The organism is Pantoea sp. SM3640, from assembly GCF_015654165.1.
GTDB lineage: Bacteria > Pseudomonadota > Gammaproteobacteria > Enterobacterales > Enterobacteriaceae > Pantoea > Pantoea vagans.
The window spans coordinates 2,279,627-2,299,895 of sequence record NZ_CP064872.1; the positions used below are offsets into that span (position 1 = coordinate 2,279,627).

The following is a 20,269-nucleotide window of genomic DNA, read 5'->3' on the forward strand; positions in this document are numbered from 1 at the left end:
AGAGTGTAAGGAATTTCTATGCGTGTTCTGGTTGTTGAAGACAATGCCCTGCTGCGCCATCATCTCGCCGTCCAGTTACGTGACATGGGCCATCAGGTCGATGCCGCCGAAGACGCCAAAGAAGCTGACTATTTTCTCCGCGAACATCTGCCCGATATCGCGCTGGTGGATCTCGGCCTGCCGGATGAAGATGGCATGTCGCTGATTCGTCGCTGGCGCAGTGATGCCGTGCGTCAGCCGATTCTGGTGCTGACCGCCCGTGAGGGCTGGCAGGCAAAAGTCGAAGCGCTGGAAGCCGGTGCGGATGACTACGTCACCAAACCGTTTCACATTGAAGAGGTCGCGGCACGCCTGCAGGCGCTGATGCGCCGCAACAGCGGTCATGCGTCGCAAATCATCGATATGGCCCCGTTTCAGGTCGATCTCTCACGCCGTGAGCTGACGGTGAATGAAGAGCCAGTAAAACTCACCGCCTTTGAGTACACCATTGTCGAGACGCTAATTCGAAATGCGGGCAAAGTGGTGAGCAAAGACTCGCTGATGCTGCAGCTCTATCCTGACGCTGAACTGCGTGAAAGCCACACCATCGACGTCCTGATGGGTCGTCTGCGCAAAAAGATTCTGGCATTGCACCCTACTGATGTCATTGCCACCGTGCGTGGCCAGGGTTACCGCTTTGATCTCTGACCATGTCCTGGTTTAATCGTTACCGCCCTATTTCGCTGCGCGCTCGCTTTCTGCTGGCCTCCGCAGCGATAGTCCTGTTCCTCTCTCTTTCTTACGGCATGGTCGCAGTCATTGGCTATGTGGTGAGTTTCGATAAAAATACCTACCGGGTGATGCGCGGCGAGAGCAATCTGTTCTTCACGCTGGCGCAATGGCATGACAACAAGCTCACCATCGCGCAGCCGGAACGCATGACGCTGAACTTTCCGACGCTGGTCTTCATCTACGATGAGCACGGCAAGCTGCTGTGGCAGCAACGCGACGTGCCGGATATTCGCAAAAAGATCCGCCGCGAATGGCTGCTGAAGCCCGACTTCTACGAGATCGATACCAGTAACCGCACCAGCATGGTCGCGATGGGCAATAATCTCAATGCGAAGCAACGGCTTAATGACTGGGACACCGACAGTAACGACACCTTTACCCACTCGGTGGCCGTTAACCGTTACGATGCCACGACGAATCTGCCCGCGCTCACCATCGTTGTGGTCGACTCTATTCCGCAGGAGTTGCAGCACTCTGATGTGGTCTGGTCGTGGTTCAGCTATGTACTGGCGGCTAACCTGATACTGATTATTCCGCTGCTGTGGCTGGCGGCGCACTGGAGTCTGCGGCCAATTGGTGCGCTGACACAACAGGTGCGCGAACTCGAGACCAGTCAGCGTGAGAATCTGGCGGATAATCCGCCGCAGGAGCTGCGCAGTCTGGTGCGCAACCTCAATCTGCTGCTGACCAATGAACGGCAGCGCTACACCCGCTATCGCACCACCCTTTCTGATCTGACCCACAGCCTGAAAACGCCGCTGGCCGTATTGCAGAGTACCCTGCGATCGCTGCGCAATGGTAAAGAGCTGACGGTGGAACAGGCGGAGCCAGTGATGCTGGAGCAGATAAGCCGCATCTCACAGCAGGTGGGATACTACCTGCATCGCGCCAGTATGCAGGCCGATCACAATCCGCTGCAGCGCGATCTTCATTCCGTTTCCGGTCTGCTCGACAGTCTCTGCTCGGCACTGAATAAAGTTTATCAGCGCAAAGGCGTGGCGATAACGCTGGATATCTCACCGGAGCTGACCTTTGTGGGCGACCAGAATGACTTTATGGAAGTGCTGGGTAACGTACTCGATAACGCCTGCAAGTACTGCCTGGAATTTATCGAAGTCAGTGCTTATCAGAGCGAAAAGGCGCTGCATCTCTATATCGACGACGATGGCCCGGGTATTCCTGAGAGCAAGCGCGATTTAGTGTTTGTGCGGGGGCAGCGCGCCGATACGCTGCGTCCGGGCCAGGGATTAGGTCTGGCGGTGGTGCGCGATATTCTGGAACAGTATGAGGGTAACGTCATCGCCACCAGCAGTGCGCTTGGCGGAACACGTATGGAAGTGGTTTTTCAGCGCCAGGAAGTCGAACATCGTCGCGAGTAGAAAACCGTCCGGGCTGTTATACTAGCTGGCATTTACAGCCCTAAGCGGAACCCTTGTATGGACTATCAGCTCGATATTAACTGGCCCGATTTTATTCAGCGCTACTGGCAGAAACGCCCGGTCGTGCTGAAGCGTGGTTTTAAAAACTTCGTTGATCCTCTTTCACCGGATGAACTGGCCGGACTGGCAATGGAAAACGAGGTGGACAGCCGCCTGGTCAGCCATCAGGACGGCAAATGGCAGGTCAGCCACGGCCCGTTTGAGAGCTATGATCACCTGGGAGAGAACAACTGGTCGCTGCTGGTCCAGGCGGTCAATCACTGGCATGAACCCTCTGCCGCGCTGATGCGCCCTTTCCGCTTCCTGCCTGACTGGCGTGTCGATGACCTGATGGTGTCGTTTGCCGTGCCTGGCGGCGGCGTCGGTCCCCATTTTGATCAGTATGATGTTTTCATTATTCAGGGTACGGGCCGCCGTCGCTGGCGCGTCGGTGAAAAAGTGGCGCTGAAGCAGCACTGTCCGCATCCGGACCTGCTACAGGTTGAACCCTTCGATGCCATCATCGATGAAGAGCTGGAGCCGGGCGATATTCTCTACATTCCGCCAGGATTCCCGCATGAAGGCTACTCGCTGGAAAACGCCCTGAACTACTCCGTTGGTTTCCGCGCCCCCAGCGGTCGTGAGTTAATCAGCGGCTTTGCCGACTACGCCCTGGCCAATGAGCTGGGCAGCCTGCGCTTCAGCGATCCGGATGTGCCTGCACGCGATTGCCCGTCACAGATCCTGCCGCAGGAGATTGAAGGCGTGCGCCAGCTGATGCTGGATGTGGTCAATCAGCCGGAGCAATTTGAGCAGTGGTTCGGCGAATTCATTTCGCAGTCACGCCACGAACTCGATGTCGCGCCGCCGGAACCGCCTTATCAGCCTGATGAAATTTATGATGCGCTGCAACAGGGCGATGCCCTGAGCCGGCTGGGTGGCCTGCGTGTCCTGACGATTGGTGATGCTGTTTATATCAATGGTGAGCGGGTTGAGTGTTCACGCCCCGATGTGATGGCGGTTCTGGCGAATCACTATCGCATCACGCTCGACGACCTGGGTGATGCGCTGGATGATCCGGCCGTGCTGGCGCAGATCGCCGGTCTGGTGAATGCTGGTTACTGGTACTTCGGCGAGGAATAACCCGCAGCGCGGAACCGTGCGCTGCGGCTGAAACAGGCTCTCTGGCTTTTACTGGCAGAGAGCCTTTTTTCATTTAATCCTTCTTCTGTGCTGCCAGTTCGGACAGACGCACAATGACTTCCACTGACTTCGCCATGATATTCAGCGACGCGAACTCATGCTTGCCGTGATAGTTATAGCCCCCGGTAAAGATGTTCGGGCAAGGCAACCCTTTCCACGACAGTGACGACCCATCGGTGCCGCCACGAATCGGTTTCACCACCGGTTCAATGCCGCAGTCACGCATCGCCTGCAAAGCCAGATCAATGATATGCGGGAACGGCTCGACTTTTTCACGCATGTTGCGATAGCTGTTAGTGATTTCAACCGTGACCGAGCAATCCGGGTGCAGGGTTTTGTTGATCTCCGCGGCGATCTGCAGCAGCGTCTGTTTACGCTGTTCGAAACTCCCGGTTTCAAAGTCACGAATGATATAGAGCATCTCGGCGTGCTCGACGCTGCCTTTGATCTGGTGCAGATGGTAGAAGCCCTGATAGCCGTCGGTGTACTGCGGTTTTTCGCCGGCCGGTACGGCCGCATGAAACTGGTTAGCCAGCTCCAGCGCATTGACCATCACGCCTTTGGCGGAGCCTGGATGCACGTTGTTACCGACGATTTTGACCGTAGCCGAGGCGGCATTGAAGTTCTCATACTCAAACTCGCCCAGGTCGCTGCCATCAATGGTGTAGGCCCAGTCAGCCGCAAACGCCTCCACATCAAAGTGAGAGGTGCCGCGACCGATCTCTTCATCGGGCGTGAAGGCGACACGGATCGCGCCGTGCGGCGTATCGCTGCTAGCCAGCTGCGCCATCGCCGTCATAATCTCGGCAATACCCGCTTTATCATCCGCGCCCAGCAGGGTTTTGCCATCGGTGGTAATCAGCGTATGCCCAATCAGCTTGTGCAGCACCGGGAACATCACGGGTGACAGAACCTCATTGCCATTACCCAGCGCAATGTCGCCACCGCGATAATCTTCGATGATCTGCGGATTCACATGTTTCGCTGTGAAATCAGGCGACGTATCCATGTGGGAGATGAAACCGATAACTGGCGTCGGCCAGTCAACATTGGCGGGCAGTGTGCCCATGACGCAACAGTGATCGCTCAGGGTGACATCAACAAAACCCAGGGCCAGCAGCTCCTCCTGCAGCTGACGCGCCAGCGTCCACTGCCCTTCACTGCTGGGCACCTGGCGCGCCTGCGGCTTAGCCTGTGTCTCAACTGCCACATAACTTAAAAAGCGCTCAAGTAACTGTTCCATATCCCATCCTTTAAAAGTGCCGTCCGGTATTATTCACAGACCCGCCGGTCACAACGTTGCGTAAAATCATTCGCAGACAGGTTAGCGCTGTCAGTGACCTTTGTGAAAGTAATAAGCCCGAAAAAAACGGCTGATTACGTGATTGTTGCGGCAAACCTCGCAATGTTGTTAACAGCCGGTCAAATTGCCGCGGCCAGGCGGGCAAAACATGGCAATGCCTTATTTTTCAGGTATCATCCGCCCCTCTTTGCTGGCTGGCTGCGCTGAGCGGCTATTCTGTTACCTGTTCGACCCTAGACAGACTGAGACTAAAATGACGCAAACACGCGCACAGCAGGCGCTGGTTACGCTTTCTGGCATCAGTAAAGCTTTTGATGGTAAGACCATCATTGATGATTTTAACCTGACCATCCATCACGGTGAGTTCATCACCCTGCTCGGCCCGTCGGGCTGTGGCAAAACCACCATTCTGCGCCTGATTGCCGGGCTGGAAGCGGCAGATCGCGGCCGTATTTCGCTCGATGATCAGGACATTACTGATACCCCGGCCGAACACCGTCACGTCAATACCGTGTTTCAGAGCTATGCGCTGTTCCCGCATATGACGGTATTTGAGAACGTCGCCTTTGGCCTGCGGATGCAGAAAACCCCGGCGGCGGAGATAACGACCAGAGTCAATGACGCGCTGGCAATGGTGCAGCTGGAAAGCTTTGCCGATCGCCGCCCGCATCAGCTCTCTGGCGGCCAGCAACAGCGAGTGGCGATTGCTCGCGCGGTAGTCAATCGTCCTGAAGTGCTGCTGCTGGACGAATCCCTCTCTGCGCTGGACTATAAGCTGCGCCGCCAGATGCAGAACGAGCTGAAAGCCCTGCAGCGTAAGCTCGGCATCACCTTTGTCTTTGTCACCCACGATCAGGAAGAGGCGCTGACCATGTCCGATCGCATCGTGGTCATGCGCGACGGCAAGGTCGTGCAGGACGGTACGCCACGCGAAATCTACGAAGAGCCCGAAAACCTGTTTGTTGCCCGCTTTATCGGCGAAATTAATGTCTTTGATGCTGAAGTGCTCGCCAGCGACCGCGCGCCAGACGTGCGTGCCCGGGTCGAGGGACGCGAGTGCGAGATCCACTGTACTTTCCCGGTCAGCGTGGGTGACCGGCTTCATGTGCTGCTGCGTCCGGAAGATCTGCGGGTGCAGGAGATCCACGGTGACAGCGCATCAGATGGCCTGATTGGCTATGTGCGCGAACGTAACTACAAAGGCATGACGCTGGAGTCTGCGGTAGAGCTGGAGAACGGTAAGCTGGTTACGGTCAGTGAGTTCTTTAATGAAGATGACCCGGACGTTGATCACTCGCTTAATCAGAAGATGGCCGTGAGCTGGGTGCCGGGATGGGAGGTGGTACTGCCCTATGAAGCGGATGCGTAATGGTTTTCAGAAGGGGGTCATCGCCCTGATTGTCGGCTGGCTGACGCTGTTCGTCTTTGTGCCCAACCTGATGATTTTTGTCACCAGTTTTCTGACGCGCGATGATGCACATTTCGTCAGCGCGGTGTTGACCTTCAGTAATTACACCCGGCTGCTCGACCCGCTCTATGCGCAGGTGCTGCTGCACTCGCTGAGCATGGCGCTGATTGCCACGATCGGCTGTCTGCTGCTCGGCTATCCCTTTGCATGGTGTCTGACAAAACTCACACCGCGCCTGCGTCCGCTGATGCTGTTTCTGTTAATTGTGCCTTTCTGGACCAACTCGCTGATCCGTATTTACGGCCTGAAAATTTTCCTCAGCACCCGTGGCTGGCTGAATGATTTCCTGCTGTCGCTGGGGCTGATCGATAAGCCGTTTCGCATCATGTATACCCCGGAAGCGGTGATCCTCGGGCTGATCTACATTCTGCTGCCGTTTATGGTGCTGCCGCTCTACTCCAGCCTGGAGAAGCTGGATAGACCGCTGCTGGAAGCGGCGCGCGACCTCGGTGCCGGTAAACTGCAGACCTTTTTCCGTATTATTCTGCCGCTGACCATGCCGGGCATTATTGCGGGCTGTCTGCTGGTGTTGATCCCGGCGATGGGGCTGTTCTACGTCGCCGACCTGATGGGCGGCGCAAAGAATCTGCTGATTGGCAACGTCATCAAAAGTCAGTTCCTCAACATCCGCGACTGGCCATTTGGCGCGGCTACCAGCATTGTGATGACGCTGTTGATGGGATTGCTGTTGCTGATTTACTGGCGCGCGGCGCGACTGCTGAATAACCGGGTGGATTTAGGATGATGGCACGCCTGTTACGCGGCAGTTTTATGGCGATTATTTACGCCTGGTTCTATATACCGATTGTTATTCTGATCGTGAATTCGTTTAACGCCTCCCGCTTTGGCATTAACTGGCAGGGTTTCACGACCCGCTGGTACAGCCTGCTGCTGAACAATGACAGTCTGATTCAGGCGGCGCAGCACTCGCTAATCATGGGCGTGCTCTCAGCCAGCTGTGCCACACTGATCGGCGCACTCACCGCTGTCGCTCTCTTTCGCTATCGTTTTCGCGGCAAGCCCTTTGTCAGTGGCATGCTGTTCGTGGTGATGATGTCGCCGGACATTGTGATGGCTATCTCCCTGCTGGTGCTGTTTATGCTGCTGGGCATTTCGCTGGGCTTCTGGTCACTGCTCTTTTCCCACATTACATTTTGCCTGCCGTTTGTGGTGATTACCGTCTACTCACGCCTGAAAGGCTTTGATGTGCGCATGCTGGAAGCAGCCAAAGATCTGGGGGCCAGCGAAACCACCATTCTGCGCAAAATCATTCTGCCGCTGGCGATGCCAGCCGTCGCCGCCGGATGGTTACTGAGCTTTACCCTGTCGATGGATGATGTGGTGGTCTCTTCCTTTGTCACCGGTCCGACGTTTGAGATTTTACCGCTGAAGATCTACTCAATGGTAAAAGTTGGCGTCTCACCGGAAGTGAATGCGCTGGCCACTATTTTAATGCTGCTGTCACTGCTGCTGGTCGCGGCCAGTCAGTGGCTGCTGCGTGACAGAAATAAATAAGAGGATTGAGGATGAAAAAGAGATCTCACTGGCTGGCGGCAGGTGCATTGTTGCTAGGTATGAACGTGGCGCAGGCAGACAACAGTAATACCCTCTATTTTTACAACTGGACCGAATATGTGCCGCCGGGGCTGCTGGAGCAGTTCACGAAAGAGACCGGCATTAAAGTGATCTATTCGACCTATGAATCCAATGAGAGCATGTACGCCAAACTGAAAACCTGGAAAGATGGCGCTTACGATCTGGTCGTACCGTCAACCTACTTCGTGGCAAAAATGCGTAACGAAGGGATGCTGCAGAAGATCGACAAAAGCCAGCTCAGCAACTTCAGCAACCTCGATCCCGACCTGCTGAATAAACCCTTCGATCCTGACAATAACTATTCGATTCCCTATATCTGGGGCGCGACGGCAATCGGTGTCAATACCGATGAGATCGACGTGAAAAGCGTGACCCGCTGGGCCGATCTGTGGAAGCCGGAATATAAGCAAAGCCTGCTGCTGACCGACGACGCGCGCGAAGTGTTCCAGATGGCGCTGCGCAAGCTGGGATACTCCGGCAATACCCGCAATCCTGAGCAGATCAAAGCGGCATATCTTGAACTGAAAAAGCTGATGCCCAATGTGCTGGCCTTCAACTCTGATAATCCCGGTAATCCCTATATGGAAGGCGAAGTGAATCTGGGCATGCTCTGGAATGGCTCAGCGTATGTCGCACGTCAGGCGGGCACCCCATTAGCGATCGTCTGGCCTGAAGAGGGCGGCATTTTCTGGATGGATAACCTCGCGATCCCGGCTAACGCGAAGAACAAGGCTGGCGCGCTGAAGCTGATTAACTTCCTGCTGCGTCCTGACGTCGCGGCGAAAGTGGCGGAAACTATCGGCTATCCTACACCGAACCTCGCGGCAAAGGCGTTGCTACCACCCGCCGTGGCGAACGATCCGTCACTCTATCCACCTGCTGACGTAATTAAGCACGGTGAATGGCAGGATGATGTGGGCGACGCCAGTCTTCAGTACGAAACCCTGTTCCAGCAGCTTAAAGCGGGCCGTTAAAATTGATTAAAGGGGCGGCATTAGCCGCTCCGCTTACTTATACAATCCACGCAACAGCTTGTGGACAAACTCCGGCACCACTTCACTCGCCAGGCCGTAATGCCGTTCGGCAAACTCGTTACCCACCTGGCTCGGCTCCAGGTTCAGCTCAACGGTGTGCGCGCCCTGCAGTTTGGCCTCATGCACAAAGCCCGCGGCCGGATAAACATGGCCTGACGTGCCGATCGCGATAAAATAATCGGCCTGTTCCAGCGCCTGGTAAATCTGCTCCATGCCCAGCGGCATCTCGCCAAACCAGACCACGTGCGGCCGCAGCACAGAGGGGAACTGGCAGCAGGTGCAGCGATCGTCCGGGGTGATATCGCCGGTCCACTCAATCACCTGACCGCTGGTGACACAGCGCACTTTTAACAGTTCACCGTGCATATGCAGCACCCGGCTGTTTCCGGCACGCTCATGCAGGTTGTCGATGTTTTGCGTGACCAGCAGGAAATTATCGCCTAACACCTGCTCCAGCTCCGCCAGCGCCAGATGGGCGGCATTAGGCTGGATGTCGGCTTCCTGCAGCTGCTGACGACGCGCATTGTAGAAACGCTGCACCAGCGCGGGATCGCGCTGAAAGCCTTCGGGCGTGGCAACGTCTTCAACGTGGTGCTCTTCCCACAGGCCATCAGCCGCGCGGAAGGTCCGGATGCCGGACTCCGCGGAAATGCCTGCGCCGGTCAGCACCACAACATGCGGCTGGGGATGAGCGGCCAGTTCGGCCTGACGATCGCGCTCAAAAATGCGCTGGCGAAAGCGCTGATGCACTTTTCTCCGGGTTTTCTTCAGGCGGGCAAGTCGTATGCGGCGACGTGGTGTACGCATAAAATCTCCTGGCGTAGCAGCTGCGGCGAGCCGCTCTAAACAGATTCCGGGTTAACATCACCCGATAGTAACGGTTGCTGAGGGCATGACCCAACAGCAAAGGTCTTAAACAGATGCGGCGCGAAATCACTCGCGCCGCATTTTTATCACTGACCGCTTAGTACCCGAGCCGGGTCAATGCGGCTGGCGCGTCTGGCCGGATACCAGCTCGCCAGCAGGCTCAGCAGAATGGCGGTAATCAGTACTGAGAACACGTCAATCCAGTGCAGTTCCGAGGGCAGGAAATCAATAAAGTAGATATCTCCTGCCAGCAGATGATGACCGGTGATTGACTCCAGCCCGCGCACCAGTGAGGTCAGATTCAGCGCCACCAGCACGCCCGCGACCACGCCGCTGACGCTGCCCAGCAGGCCCGCCAGCAAGCCGTACCAGATAAAGATGGCGCGGATCAGCCGGTCTTTCGCGCCGAGGGTACGCAGCACCGCGATATCGCTGCTCTTGTCCTTCACCGCCATCACCAGCGTGGAGACGATGTTAAAGCAGGCGACACCAATTACCAGCACCATCGCCAGATACATGATGGCGCGGATCATCTGAATGTCGCGGTACATATAGCCGTAGGTGCCAATCCAGCTCTTAATGTAGACGTAAGAACGGGTTGCTTCACCGGCATCGCGCACCAGTTTGACGGCCTGGAACGGGTCGGTCATCTTCAGCGCGATACCAGAGACGCTGTCACCCATATCCAGATAGTGCTGCGCATCGGCCAGCGGCACCAGCGCCAGACTGTGATCAAGCATGCCGCTGAGTTGCAGGATACCGCTGACCTGCAGCCGGATGCGTTTTGGCTGCAGCAGTTTGTTATCACCATCGTTATTCGGGATCATGATGGTGATCCAGTCGCCCTGCTTCACCTTCAGCGATTCAGCAATGCCGCCGCCCAGAATGATCTGCTGCTTACCGGCGGCAAAAGAGGACCAGGCGTTACCGGCGACAAACTGTGGCAGTGCGCTGAGGCGCGGCTCCTGGGCAGGATCAACGCCCTTCACCTGCAGCGCTTCCAGCCGGGCACCGCTCTCAATCAGGCCAGTGAAGTTGACATAGGGGGCTGCCGCCGCAATGCCGGGCACCTTTTCAATCGGCGCAATCATCGACTGCCAGTGCTGGAACGGCTGATTAACCGCCTCGATTTCACCGTGCGGCACCACCGCCAGAATGCGGTTATTCAGCTCACGCTCAAAACCGTTCATGGCGCTGAGGCCGATAATCAGCACCGCCACGCCTAGCGCAATCCCGATGGTGGAGATCACCGAAATCAGCGAAACCATGCCGCCACGACGGCGTCCACGGCTGAAGCGCAGGCCCAGCAACAGGGATAACGACGAACCCATTACAGCGCTCCTGCCAGAGTGAGCTGATCGCTTAACTGACCATCACGCATCTCCATCTGACGCGTCATGCGTTTTGCCAGCATCAGATCGTGCGTCACCACCAGAAAGGCGGTGCCCTGACGAACGTTCAGCTCGCCCAGCAGTTCAAAAATAGCATCGGCGTTGCGCGCATCCAGGTTACCGGTGGGCTCATCCGCCATCACCAGCCGTGGTCGGTTGACCAGCGCACGGGCGATCGCCACGCGCTGACGCTCGCCGCCGGACAGTTCAGACGGCCGGTGCGCGGCACGGTGGTCCAGCCCGACGGCGGCCAGCATCTCGCGGGCGCGTTCCTGCGCTTCCGCTTTCGCGATTTTGCCAATCAGCAGCGGCATCGCCACGTTCTCCAGCGCGCTGAAGTCTGGCAGCAGATGGTGGAACTGATAGATGAAGCCCAGCTCGCGGTTACGCAGCTCGGCTTTGGCCGACGAGGACATGGCGTTCAGCGACTGACCATCAAACACCACATCGCCCGACGTCGGCGCATCCAGACCGCCCAGCAGATGCAGCAGCGTACTTTTACCGGAACCGGAGCTGCCGACAATCGCCGTCAGTTCACCGGGCTGGAGGCTGAAAGCCACATTGCGCAGCACATCGGTCTGCACGCTGCCTTCCTGATAGCGTTTGCACAGGTCGCGGCACTGCAACAAAGGAGTGTTACTCATAACGTAAAGCCTCAGCAGGTTGAACGGCGGCAGCGCGCCACGAAGGATAGAGCGTAGACAACAGCGCCACAATCATCGCGCTGAGGGCGATGGTGACCACCTGCCACACATTGATATCAACCGGCAACGCGGCACCATCGAGGAACAGGCCAATCACCGGCATTAAATTGTTGAGCTGGCTGGCGAGCAGCACACCGAGCAGCGTGCCGAGCAGCGTGCCGATAATCCCGGCGCTGGCACCCTGCACCATAAACACCGCCACGATTTGCCGGCGCGTCAGGCCCTGGGTTTGCAGGATCGCCACTTCGCCCTGCTTCTCCATGATCAGCAGGCCTAATGAGGTGATGATGTTAAAAGCGGCCACAGCGATAATCAGGCTCAGCAGCAGGCCCATCATGTTCTTCTCCATGCGCACCGCCTGGAAGAGATCGCCTTTGCGCTCACGCCAGTCTTTCCAGACCAGACCCTGGGGCAGCGTCTGCTGGCTGAGGCTGTCAACCGATAGCGGTTTATCCAGCCACAGCCGCCAGCCGGTAATATTCCCGGCCGGATAGCGCATTACGCGCGACGCATCCTGAAGATTAACCAGAATCTGATAACCATCGACTTCGCTGTTGGCGGCATAGGTGCCCGCCACCGTAAACAGACGCTGGCTCGGCACGCGTCCCATCGGGGTAAACTGGCTGACCGACGGCACCATCAGACGCAGCTGATCGCCACGTTTTACGCCAAGCTGTGACGCCAGCTGTTCACCGAGGATCATATTGTACTGCCCGGCCTGCAGCACGCTCTGCTGGGTGTTCACCAGGAACGGCGTCAGCGGATCCTTTTCATCCGGCTCAATGCCCAGCATCACGCCAACCGAGACGCTGTGCGGGCTTTGCAGCACCACACTGGCGGTGGTCAGCGGTGCGATGCGGCTGACACCCTGCAGATTCAGCGAGTCAGCGGGTTGCTGTTGGGGATTGAGACTGCCTTTGTCGCTGGTGATCAGCGCCTGAGGCATCAGGCCAAGAATATTGCCTTCGAGTTCACGCTCAAAACCATTCATCACCGATAACACGGTGACCATCGCCAGCACGCCGAGCGTAATGCCAATCGTTGAGAGCCAGGAGACAAAGCGACCGAAGCGATCCGATGCTCGTCCGCGCATGTAACGCAGACCGATAAATAGCGCGACAGGTTGATACATGGAATCCAGTTAGCCGTTGCCTGAAAATAGGTAGGGGGATGATAAAGGAGCGGCTCGCTTTATGAAACCTCTAACCCTCTGAGTCGGCAGCAAAGTTGCGTCAGGATACGTCACATTCACGACCAAAGCCGCAGAATAGACGATAAAGCCATCGCTTATTGGCTGATTATCCAGCGCCCTGGCGCGTAGACTACAATCTGTAACAGGATAAGAGGGTATTTATCGCACAGCGATAGAGGTAGCGGCCATGTTGAAATTTCCCAAAGGCAGTATCGTTAAACATCAATCCGGGGAAATCAGAGGCGAAATCATCAACGTCTTTGAGCAGGGAAGCGCACCAGCCGGCTACTACGTAAAGTGGGACGACGGCAACCTCAGCTATCATCCTGAGCAGGAGTTATCCTGGGCAAATATCGACCGCCCACGCATGTATTACACACAGCAATCCATAAAATAGAATGCCCGTTTAACCCCGTCGCTGCAGAGCGACGGCGGTTTTTTCTGATCCCGCTCCAGACTCGTCTATCCTCTCTCTATCCGCTGTATTACCGCCGACGCCCGGTAATGGCTGACCGATCCCCGTGTTCAGCGCGGCGCGGCAGGAAAATTGTGCCGCAAAGGTGATCCCCCTGACATAATATGGAATGATTAGGTCCTGGAAAAATGGAGCAACCCCGAGATCCCATGCCCGAACAGACTCGTTATACCCTGCCCGTTAAATCCGGCGACCACCGCCAGCTCGGCCAGCTCATCGGCGCTGCGCATGCGGTAGAGTGTGCCAGCATTACCGAACGTCATGCTGGCCCGGTATTGATGATTACCCCCGATACCCAAACCGCCCTGCGTCTGCTGGATGAAATCCGTCAGTTTACCGATCTGCCGGTGGTGCACCTCGCCGACTGGGAGACGCTGCCGTATGACAGCTTCTCGCCGCATCAGGATATTATCTCCGCGCGCCTCTCGACCCTCTATCAGCTGCCGGTGATGCAGAGCGGCATGCTGATCATGCCGGTCAACACCCTGATGCAGCGCGTCTGTCCGCACAGTTTCCTGCACGGTCATGCGCTGGTGATGAAGCAGGGACAAAAGCTGTCACGCGACCGGCTGCGCGATCAGCTTGAGCAGGCGGGTTATCGTCATGTCGATCAGGTCATGGAGCACGGCGAATACGCCACGCGCGGCGCCCTGCTCGACCTGTTCCCGATGGGCAGCGATCAGCCCTATCGCATCGACTTTTTCGATGATGAGATCGACAGCCTGCGCCTGTTCGACGTCGATAATCAGCGCACGCTGGAAGCGGTGGCAGAAATTAACCTGCTGCCTGCGCATGAATTTCCCAGCGACAAAGCCGCCATTGAGCTGTTCCGCAGCCGCTGGCGCGAAATTTTTGATGTGCGCCGCGAGTCGGAGCACATCTATCAGCAGGTCAGCAAAGGCACGCTGCCAGCGGGCATCGAATACTGGCAGCCGCTGTTCTTTGAGCAGCCGTTACCCAGCCTGTTCAGCTATCTGCCTGACAACACCCTGATTGTGAACTGCGGCGACCTTGAAGGCAGTGCCACCCGCTTCTGGCAGGATGCTGAGGCGCGCTATGAGAACCGCCGGGTGGACCCGATGCGTCCGCTGCTGGAGCCGGTCACTCTGTGGCTGCGTCCCGATGCGTTAATGGGTGAACTGAAAGCCTGGCCGCGCATCCAGATGACCAATGAGGTGCTGCCTGCCAAAGCTGCCAACACCAATCTCGGTTATACCCCGCTGCCAGACCTCACCGTTCAGGCGCAGGCGAAAGCGCCGCTCGATCATCTGCGGCAGTTTATTGAGACCTTCAGCGGCGCCGTGGTCTTCTCGGTAGAGAGTGAAGGCCGCCGCGAGAGCCTGCAGGAGCTGCTGGCACGGATTAAACTGCGTCCTCAGCCGGTGCACCGTTTTGATGAAACCGTCGACGATCGTTTCACGCTGATGATTGGGGCCAGCGAGCGCGGTTTTATCGATACCCAGGGCAACCGGGCGCTGATTTGCGAAAGCGATCTGCTGGGCGAACGCGTCAGCCGTCGCCGTCAGGATACCCGTCGCACCATTAACCCGGACATTCTGATTCGTAACCTGGCGGAGCTGCATCCCGGCCAGCCGGTGGTGCATCTGGAGCACGGCGTGGGCCGCTATATCGGCCTGACTACGCTGGAAGCAGGCGGCATTGAGGCGGAATACCTGATGCTCTCTTACGCCAATGACGCCAAACTCTATGTGCCGGTTTCATCGCTGCACCTGATCAGCCGCTATGCGGGCGGGGCTGACGATAACGCGCCACTGCATAAGCTGGGCAGCGATGCCTGGTCACGCGCGCGGCAGAAAGCGGCGGAGAAAGTACGCGATGTGGCGGCTGAGCTGCTGGACATCTATGCCCAGCGCGCCGCTAAAACCGGCTTTGCCTTTAAGCATGATCGCGAGCAGTATCAGCTGTTCTGCGAAAGTTTCCCGTTTGAAACTACGCCCGATCAGGCACAGGCGATCAACGCCGTGCTGAGCGATATGTGTCAGCCGCTGGCGATGGATCGACTGGTGTGCGGCGACGTGGGCTTTGGTAAAACGGAAGTGGCGATGCGCGCCGCGTTTCTGGCGGTAGAAAACCACAAACAGGTGGCCGTGCTGGTGCCGACCACCCTGCTGGCACAGCAACACTACGATAACTTCCGCGATCGCTTCGCCAACTGGCCGGTTCGCATTGAGATGCTCTCCCGCTTCCGTACCGCCAAAGAGCAGGCGCAGGTACTGGAACAGGCCAGCGAGGGCAAGATCGACATTTTGATCGGCACCCACAAACTACTGATGAGTGACCTCAAGTGGCACGATCTCGGCCTGCTGATTGTCGATGAAGAGCACCGGTTCGGGGTGCGTCATAAAGAGCGCATTAAAGCGATGCGTGCCGATGTGGACATCCTGACCCTGACCGCCACGCCGATCCCGCGCACCCTGAACATGGCCATGAGCGGCATGCGCGATCTCTCGATTATCGCTACCCCGCCTGCCCGCCGTTTAGCGGTAAAAACCTTTGTCCGTGAATACGACGATCTGGTGATCCGTGAAGCGATTCTGCGTGAAGTTCTGCGTGGCGGCCAGGTTTACTACCTCTACAACGACGTCGAAAATATTGAGAAAGCGGCGCAGCGTCTCAGCGATCTGGTGCCGGAAGCGCGGGTGGCGATTGGTCATGGACAGATGCGTGAGCGTGAACTGGAGCGGGTGATGAACGATTTCCATCATCAGCGTTTCAACGTGCTGGTCTGTACCACCATCATCGAAACCGGAATCGACATTCCGACCGCTAACACCATCATCATTGAGCGGGCCGATCACTTTGGTCTGGCGCAACTGCATCAGCTGCGTGGTCGCGTCGGTCGTTCGCATCATCAGGCGTATGCCTGGCTGCTGACGCCGCATCCGAAGTCTATGACCACGGACGCGCATAAACGCCTGGAGGCGATCGCCTCACTCGAAGATCTGGGCGCCGGCTTTGCGCTGGCAACCCATGACCTGGAGATTCGCGGGGCGGGCGAACTGCTGGGTGATGAGCAGAGCGGACAGATGGAGACGCTGGGCTTCACGCTCTACATGGAGCTGCTGGAGAATGCCGTCGATGCGCTGAAAGCGGGTCGCGAGCCGTCACTGGAGGATCTCACCAGCAACCAGACCGAGGTGGAACTTCGCATGCCAGCGCTACTGCCCGAGACCTTTATCCCGGATGTCAGCACCCGTCTTTCACTTTATAAGCGCATTGCCAGCGCGGAGGTTGAAGAGGAGTTGCAGGAGCTGAAAGTTGAGATGATCGACCGCTTCGGCCTGCTGCCTGACCCTGCGCGTAATCTGCTGGACGTGGCGATTATTCGCCTGAAAGCCCGCGCGGTCGGTCTGCGTAAGATTGAAGCCAGCGACAAAGGTGGCTATTTCGATTTTGCGCCGCAGAACAAGGTCGATCCGGCATGGCTGATTAGTCTGCTGCAGAAAGAGCCGCAGCAGTGGAAACTGGATGGGCCAACACGCCTGCGATTTACCCGCGAGCTGTCGGAAAGAAAAATCCGTATGGATTGGGTGCAGGGCTTCGTTTCACAACTGGCTGAGCATCAGGCGTAACCCTCTGCCCGCGCTTTGCTGAGCTAATCGGTAAAGTGCAGGAAAATGGCGATAAAAAAGGCGCATCTTTGAGATGCGCCTTTTTCATTACGTCTTGCTGTGTGGCCGCGAGTGCGGCAAAGCTTTGCCCAATTACGCCTGGTCACCGTTGAGAATCAGCTGACCATTGCGATCCAGTGGAATACGCGTGCCGGGGTCATTTTCCATACGGATTTTACCCTGCTGATCGCCTATTTTATAGGTCACGTCATATCCCAGTTTTTTCTCTTGTTTGTCATACACTGTTTTACAGCGCTGTTCGGTTGTCGTGTAGGTATCACGATCCTGCAGTCCGCCCTGGACCTGATTACCCGCATAACCGCCTGCCAATGCACCTGCTACCGTCGCAACATCCTTACCGCGACCGCCACCGAACTGGTGACCCAGCACTCCACCTGCCACTGCACCTAATACAGAGCCAGCAAGACGGTTTTCATCCTGTACGGCCCGACGATGCGTCAGTGTGACATTACGGCACTCCTGACGTGGCTGTCTGATGCTCTCTTTGATTGGCGTTGCAGCCAGTACCTGAGCGTATTGAGGACCGCGATCAAACACGTTCATGCCTGCTACGGCGGCAACACCCAGCGCTGCTGCCACACCAATACCGATACCCGCTAACATTGATTTATTCACAGGAAGTTCCTCCTGAAAAGTGTTACCGCGCAATCCTGCTGTTAAAGCATCCTCAGTAACTGAGGTATAACCGGCGTGCGCGACGCGCCGTGTTTGTTGAGATGAAGTTTTACAGATGGACCGAAAATGCAACATCAGATAAATGGAGGAAATTGGTCACTTTGCTATCAGGGCCAGTTTTTAGGAGAGTTCTGAGGTACAGCGAATTATTACTGGTACCGATTTAAGCCAGAAATTTAAGTATTTAAATCAATGTGATAAACCTTTACAAAGCGTTATAAAGACGCTGACTGCCTGTTCTGGTAACGGCATTTCCATTGCTACCTGTAAGCAGGTGACTGACTATGCCGTAAACGTGGACATTCATTCCTTAAGCAACCAGGCTTCAGGAATGAAGGAAGAGAAAACTAATCAAAAATACCCTCTGACGGGCATTCCTTCACGTCGCTCCAGCCCACTACGGCGCCGTCTGGAGTGAGATTTTTGATGGACACGCTATCGCCTGAATATTCAGAGCCTCTGACCACGATATCGTAGTCATGGTTAGCCTGAGGAATAAATTCAGCAGTGGCAGATTTTTGAGTGTTCTGGTAGTACCCAGTCTCAGTCCAGTAGTGGATGATCCGAATCATTTGTCCCGGCTTCAGGGTGAACTCATTGATGAAAACACCATTATTATCAGATGAGGCTGGCATACCTATTCGTTTATTCCCTGTGACAGGGATACCCAGAATGGCAAAGCCAGAAGTAATACGGCGTTCCAGTACTTTTTTATAGCAACCTGAACCCTGCTTTTCAAAGAACTGAAGAGCCGTATTGCCCTCTGAAGCGACGCGAATCCGGGCCGCATCCTGTCCTTTATAATCATCCAGAGAAGGTCTGAAACCTGCGGTGCAGCCACTCAATAATAGTGCTATCAATCCGGAGATGATGATTTTTGCCGCCATTGTTTATTGTCCTTAATTTAACTGAAATAAAAATGGGATTATTTTAATGATGTCGGAGCCGGGTGCCTGTTGCGTTGCACAGTCTTTATGGGGCGATGCAACTATTAAACAAAATGGCTGGCCAAATCATTGTGCAAAGACTTTATTAATCCTGCGAGGAAAATAAAATAAGGTATCTATATCTGACAACTAACTAAGACCTGAGATTCATTACATACTACCCTTCACAGGCCGCAAAAAAACAACCCTGACCAGATGATCAGGGTTGCAGATTTTAGCGTTAAATCAGAAACGGTAGCCGATACCAATGTTGAAACCATTGATAGCAACATCTTCGTTATATTTCACGCGAGTACCTTCATAGCCAACACTCACAGAGAGGTTACTGACTGGATTCACGACAATACCTGCGCCATAGGCAAAAGAGGATTTATTTTCGCTATAATCTTCGGAATACGCTCCGAGATAAGTCACGTTCTCATCCACTTTGGTATGGGCAACACCGATCAATCCATAGAAGCTGACATAGTCATTGATACGATATGCCGGACCAGCCATCAGTGAGTAATATTTCACTTTAGTTTTGCCGTCATACCCGCTGACATCGCCATAAAAATCTTCGCGCTCAGAAAAACTTTGATCGCCTTTCAGATAGCTGAACGAACCAATAACGCTGAGAGGAGAGTCCCACTCATAGCGATACTGAACATTGACACCGCGAATGTTTTTGAAGTCATCAACTTTGCTTTGAGCATAGCCGATCGAGACAGTGTGATTATCAGCCAGCGCATTGCTGCCCACGAACAAACCCCCACACAGTAATGCCAGCATCGTTAACTTAGAGGTCATCTGGTTAATTCCTTTTCATAATTTAACATTATTTCCATGCGCTTATCGCAGGACTTCGTTCCCTGAATCACCCATACCCGACGGACTGGTTATCGTTTTATCAATCCGCCTGTACCGGTCAGGAATTTCCTTTAGCGCTCCGCGCCTTATGCTCAGACAGGGTCGGAGTGCATCTGTTTATACCCGGGTGTTTTAAAACAGGCTGACCTGTGGAAATCTGGGATTTAAATCCCACTCGTTGACAATGGCATTTCGTCCATTTAATTTTAGTTAAGTCAGGAATTTCACCACCTGAATAACTAATGTACTTTATTTATCAATCCATTTTCAGGGCATTATTAGACCAAAAATAATCAGAGGTATCAAGACCGCATCGCCACAAAAAAAAGAAAAATCACCGAAAATATTATCGCTAATACATCCAGAAAACCACACGGTTTTATACCGTCTATTAACACGGATTCTCAACCTGACCGCAAGGCTCCCCTTTATTCAGACTCTGAGTTACAGTTCTATTTAAATTGACCTGTATGGAAAAATGCAATTGGCGAGTTACACCTGCACTTATTCAAAAATGCTGACCTGAAACTGACTGCCAATGCTTATGCTCCCACCAGTGTGCTCTGTTGTGCAGTGCACATTGTTCCCGATGTTGCCGGAGTTCTGCAATCTGATGCCGGAACGATTTTTATTTACTGTAGCTATGGAGGCTGTTAATGCTCCCTTCTGCCGGAAGTGCTCATCCACAATCATGTTACAGCTGCGTCACGTCCCAGCCGTTGT

General features: G+C 55.3%; 17 protein-coding genes. 9 read left to right on the forward strand and 8 right to left on the reverse strand.

The window, feature by feature from the left end; all coding sequences use genetic code 11:
* The first annotated feature begins 18 nt into the window (after positions 1 to 18).
* The 3 genes from phoP to IV493_RS10610 are packed head-to-tail and all read left to right on the forward strand — an operon-like array spanning position 19 to position 3,332.
* Positions 19 to 687, forward strand: a complete 669-nt coding sequence (gene phoP / locus IV493_RS10600; RefSeq protein ID WP_003849836.1) for a two-component system response regulator PhoP — start codon at positions 19 to 21, stop codon at positions 685 to 687.
* 2 nt (positions 688 to 689) lie between these two features.
* A complete protein-coding gene (gene phoQ, locus IV493_RS10605; RefSeq protein WP_013357490.1) occupies positions 690 to 2,150 on the forward strand; it encodes a two-component system sensor histidine kinase PhoQ in 1,461 nt (486 codons plus the stop codon).
* A gap of 57 nt (positions 2,151 to 2,207) precedes the next feature.
* The gene (locus IV493_RS10610; protein WP_013357489.1) at positions 2,208 to 3,332 is read left to right on the forward strand and encodes a cupin domain-containing protein; all 1,125 of its coding nucleotides are present in this window, start codon (positions 2,208 to 2,210) and stop codon (positions 3,330 to 3,332) included.
* A 73-nt stretch (positions 3,333 to 3,405) separates the two neighbouring features.
* On the opposite strand, the gene pepT is transcribed toward IV493_RS10610, so the two are convergent.
* Positions 3,406 to 4,635, reverse strand: coding sequence for a peptidase T (gene pepT / locus IV493_RS10615; protein WP_095707365.1), 1,230 nt, complete (start codon positions 4,633 to 4,635; stop codon positions 3,406 to 3,408).
* 313 nt (positions 4,636 to 4,948) lie between these two features.
* Between pepT and potA the strand changes: the two genes are divergently transcribed.
* Genes potA through potD form a run of 4 tightly spaced genes read left to right on the forward strand, consistent with a single transcriptional unit; the run spans position 4,949 to position 8,733 of the window.
* Complete coding sequence (gene potA / locus IV493_RS10620) at positions 4,949 to 6,064, forward strand: spermidine/putrescine ABC transporter ATP-binding protein PotA (RefSeq protein ID WP_041456759.1); 1,116 nt, start codon at positions 4,949 to 4,951, stop codon at positions 6,062 to 6,064.
* Positions 6,057 to 6,908 carry a spermidine/putrescine ABC transporter permease PotB gene (gene potB / locus IV493_RS10625; RefSeq protein ID WP_095707367.1) on the forward strand — a complete coding sequence of 284 codons (852 nt, stop codon included), beginning with the start codon at positions 6,057 to 6,059 and terminating at the stop codon, positions 6,906 to 6,908. The genes potA and potB overlap by 8 nt, the downstream gene beginning before the upstream one ends.
* On the forward strand, positions 6,905 to 7,678 hold the full coding sequence (gene potC, locus IV493_RS10630; RefSeq protein WP_013357485.1) for a spermidine/putrescine ABC transporter permease PotC: 774 nt from the start codon (positions 6,905 to 6,907) through the stop codon (positions 7,676 to 7,678). Before potB ends, potC begins: the two co-directional genes overlap by 4 nt.
* 11 nt (positions 7,679 to 7,689) lie before the next feature.
* The gene (potD, locus tag IV493_RS10635; RefSeq protein ID WP_195857124.1) at positions 7,690 to 8,733 is read left to right on the forward strand and encodes a spermidine/putrescine ABC transporter substrate-binding protein PotD; all 1,044 of its coding nucleotides are present in this window, start codon (positions 7,690 to 7,692) and stop codon (positions 8,731 to 8,733) included.
* A 33-nt stretch (positions 8,734 to 8,766) separates the two neighbouring features.
* Here the strand turns inward: potD and cobB are convergent, their stop codons facing one another.
* The 4 genes from cobB to lolC form a co-directional block, all read right to left on the reverse strand.
* Positions 8,767 to 9,600, reverse strand: a complete 834-nt coding sequence (cobB, locus tag IV493_RS10640; RefSeq protein WP_195857125.1) for a Sir2 family NAD+-dependent deacetylase — start codon at positions 9,598 to 9,600, stop codon at positions 8,767 to 8,769.
* Positions 9,601 to 9,746: 146 nt separating this feature from the next.
* Positions 9,747 to 10,991, reverse strand: coding sequence for a lipoprotein-releasing ABC transporter permease subunit LolE (gene lolE, locus IV493_RS10645; protein ID WP_033782665.1), 1,245 nt, complete (start codon positions 10,989 to 10,991; stop codon positions 9,747 to 9,749).
* On the reverse strand, positions 10,991 to 11,695 hold the full coding sequence (gene lolD, locus IV493_RS10650; RefSeq protein ID WP_013357481.1) for a lipoprotein-releasing ABC transporter ATP-binding protein LolD: 705 nt from the start codon (positions 11,693 to 11,695) through the stop codon (positions 10,991 to 10,993). Before lolD ends, lolE begins: the two co-directional genes overlap by 1 nt.
* Positions 11,688 to 12,887, reverse strand: coding sequence for a lipoprotein-releasing ABC transporter permease subunit LolC (gene lolC, locus IV493_RS10655; RefSeq protein ID WP_195857126.1), 1,200 nt, complete (start codon positions 12,885 to 12,887; stop codon positions 11,688 to 11,690). Before lolC ends, lolD begins: the two co-directional genes overlap by 8 nt.
* 247 nt (positions 12,888 to 13,134) lie before the next feature.
* Between lolC and IV493_RS10660 the strand changes: the two genes are divergently transcribed.
* On the forward strand, positions 13,135 to 13,344 hold the full coding sequence (locus IV493_RS10660) for a hypothetical protein (protein WP_013357479.1): 210 nt from the start codon (positions 13,135 to 13,137) through the stop codon (positions 13,342 to 13,344).
* A gap of 227 nt (positions 13,345 to 13,571) precedes the next feature.
* Positions 13,572 to 17,015 carry a transcription-repair coupling factor gene (mfd, locus tag IV493_RS10665; RefSeq protein WP_041456757.1) on the forward strand — a complete coding sequence of 1,148 codons (3,444 nt, stop codon included), beginning with the start codon at positions 13,572 to 13,574 and terminating at the stop codon, positions 17,013 to 17,015.
* 132 nt (positions 17,016 to 17,147) lie between these two features.
* Here the strand turns inward: mfd and IV493_RS10670 are convergent, their stop codons facing one another.
* The 3 genes from IV493_RS10670 to IV493_RS10680 all read right to left on the reverse strand — a co-directional run bounded on the left by IV493_RS10670 (position 17,148) and on the right by IV493_RS10680 (position 19,486).
* A complete protein-coding gene (locus IV493_RS10670) occupies positions 17,148 to 17,690 on the reverse strand; it encodes a glycine zipper 2TM domain-containing protein (protein WP_033732285.1) in 543 nt (180 codons plus the stop codon).
* 407 nt (positions 17,691 to 18,097) lie between these two features.
* A complete protein-coding gene (locus IV493_RS10675) occupies positions 18,098 to 18,637 on the reverse strand; it encodes a hypothetical protein (RefSeq protein ID WP_195857127.1) in 540 nt (179 codons plus the stop codon).
* A 285-nt stretch (positions 18,638 to 18,922) separates the two neighbouring features.
* Positions 18,923 to 19,486: an Ail/Lom family outer membrane beta-barrel protein gene (locus IV493_RS10680; protein WP_013357475.1), complete on the reverse strand. Its 564-nt coding sequence runs from the start codon at positions 19,484 to 19,486 to the stop codon at positions 18,923 to 18,925.
* Positions 19,487 to 20,269 lie beyond the last annotated feature (783 nt).

What these genes read in the sequence shown, in the direction of transcription:
- phoP (WP_003849836.1), top strand. Translation starts at nt 19, where the DNA reads ATGCGTGTTCTGGTTGTTGAAGACAATGCCCTGCTGCGCCATCATCTC.
- phoQ (WP_013357490.1), top strand. Translation starts at nt 690, where the DNA reads ATGTCCTGGTTTAATCGTTACCGCCCTATTTCGCTGCGCGCTCGCTTT.
- IV493_RS10610 (WP_013357489.1), top strand. Translation starts at nt 2,208, where the DNA reads ATGGACTATCAGCTCGATATTAACTGGCCCGATTTTATTCAGCGCTAC.
- pepT (WP_095707365.1), bottom strand. Translation starts at nt 4,635, where the DNA reads ATGGAACAGTTACTTGAGCGCTTTTTAAGTTATGTGGCAGTTGAGACA.
- potA (WP_041456759.1), top strand. Translation starts at nt 4,949, where the DNA reads ATGACGCAAACACGCGCACAGCAGGCGCTGGTTACGCTTTCTGGCATC.
- potB (WP_095707367.1), top strand. Translation starts at nt 6,057, where the DNA reads ATGCGTAATGGTTTTCAGAAGGGGGTCATCGCCCTGATTGTCGGCTGG.
- potC (WP_013357485.1), top strand. Translation starts at nt 6,905, where the DNA reads ATGATGGCACGCCTGTTACGCGGCAGTTTTATGGCGATTATTTACGCC.
- potD (WP_195857124.1), top strand. Translation starts at nt 7,690, where the DNA reads ATGAAAAAGAGATCTCACTGGCTGGCGGCAGGTGCATTGTTGCTAGGT.
- cobB (WP_195857125.1), bottom strand. Translation starts at nt 9,600, where the DNA reads ATGCGTACACCACGTCGCCGCATACGACTTGCCCGCCTGAAGAAAACC.
- lolE (WP_033782665.1), bottom strand. Translation starts at nt 10,991, where the DNA reads ATGGGTTCGTCGTTATCCCTGTTGCTGGGCCTGCGCTTCAGCCGTGGA.
- lolD (WP_013357481.1), bottom strand. Translation starts at nt 11,695, where the DNA reads ATGAGTAACACTCCTTTGTTGCAGTGCCGCGACCTGTGCAAACGCTAT.
- lolC (WP_195857126.1), bottom strand. Translation starts at nt 12,887, where the DNA reads ATGTATCAACCTGTCGCGCTATTTATCGGTCTGCGTTACATGCGCGGA.
- IV493_RS10660 (WP_013357479.1), top strand. Translation starts at nt 13,135, where the DNA reads ATGTTGAAATTTCCCAAAGGCAGTATCGTTAAACATCAATCCGGGGAA.
- mfd (WP_041456757.1), top strand. Translation starts at nt 13,572, where the DNA reads ATGCCCGAACAGACTCGTTATACCCTGCCCGTTAAATCCGGCGACCAC.
- IV493_RS10675 (WP_195857127.1), bottom strand. Translation starts at nt 18,637, where the DNA reads ATGGCGGCAAAAATCATCATCTCCGGATTGATAGCACTATTATTGAGT.
- IV493_RS10680 (WP_013357475.1), bottom strand. Translation starts at nt 19,486, where the DNA reads ATGACCTCTAAGTTAACGATGCTGGCATTACTGTGTGGGGGTTTGTTC.